This is a genomic window from Mesotoga sp. HF07.pep.5.2.highcov (genome assembly GCF_003666285.1).
GTDB lineage: Bacteria > Thermotogota > Thermotogae > Petrotogales > Kosmotogaceae > Mesotoga > Mesotoga prima.
On the sequence record NZ_JFHJ01000721.1, the window covers coordinates 1 to 1,004 of the forward strand.

Here is a 1,004-nt window from a genome sequence, read left to right on the forward strand (position 1 = left end):
TGGGCATGGTTTTCTCTTGAAAAACAGAGTGGACCATATAAAGGGATCTTCTGAAGATCCCTTTTTTAAAATTGTCGGGCCCTCATGCTAAAATAAATTCCGTTCAGCAAGAACGGAGGGGTACTTATGAAGACGGTTGTTACTAATAAGAAGGCGCGTTTCCAGTATCACCTTATGGATTCGTATGAGGCGGGAATTGAGCTCGTAGGAACCGAAGTGAAATCGCTGCGTCTAGGTGGAGCATCTCTCATTGATGCGTACTGCAAGATCGAAAGCGGCGAGATATTTCTGGTTGACTGCAATATTAGTCAATACACTCACGGCAATGTCTGGAATCATGAACCGCGCAGAAAGAGAAGGTTACTGATGCACAGAAAGGAAATTCTTAGGCTGGACCAAAAGACAAAGGAAAAGGGACTTACCATTATCCCTTTGAAAATATACTTCAATGATAAAGGGAAGGCAAAGGTCGAAATCTGTCTTGCAAAGGGAAAGAGGCTATTCGATAAGAGAGAAGATATAGCAAAGAGAGATGTCGAGAGAAGAATGAGGCAGCAGGCAGATCTGTGATGGATGAACGTCTCTGTACGTCTTTTTTCTTCCGAATAGAGCAGTAATAATGGCTTTGAACCTCAGTAGTGTTGTGGTATAATCAATCTGTCTTATACTGCGAATAACGCCAATAGCTTTGCAATAATTAAGGGGAGGTGTATTTATGAAGAAAGTCGCTTTAGTAGCTTTGCTCCTTTTTGCGGTCTCACTGGGTTTCTCTACGCCTAAAGCGCTTATAGGTGGTGCTTTTGGGATTAATGCAACTAATCCAGTTTATCAGCCGAGAGATGGGGTGCCGGTGCCTTTGATCTCTCTCTTCAGCTTCCGTTTACTGATAAGATTGGGGCCATGCTGAGTGCTCAGGCTGCAATCAGGTATCCAAGCAATAAGATAGGCTTTTCAACGCCGACATTTATTTCCAGATCTTCGAGACACTCAATCTCAAGGCGAGG

Annotated in this window: 2 protein-coding genes; both read left to right on the forward strand. The window is 43.4% G+C overall.

What is annotated here, in order from left to right; translation table 11 throughout:
- The first annotated feature begins 126 nt into the window (after window positions 1–126).
- Complete coding sequence (gene smpB, locus BG32_RS15340) at window positions 127–570, forward strand: SsrA-binding protein SmpB (protein ID WP_006487288.1); 444 nt, start codon at window positions 127–129, stop codon at window positions 568–570.
- A 145-nt stretch (window positions 571–715) separates the two neighbouring features.
- Complete coding sequence (locus BG32_RS15345) at window positions 716–907, forward strand: hypothetical protein (RefSeq protein ID WP_259459807.1); 192 nt, start codon at window positions 716–718, stop codon at window positions 905–907.
- The last annotated feature ends 97 nt before the right edge of the window (window positions 908–1,004 follow it).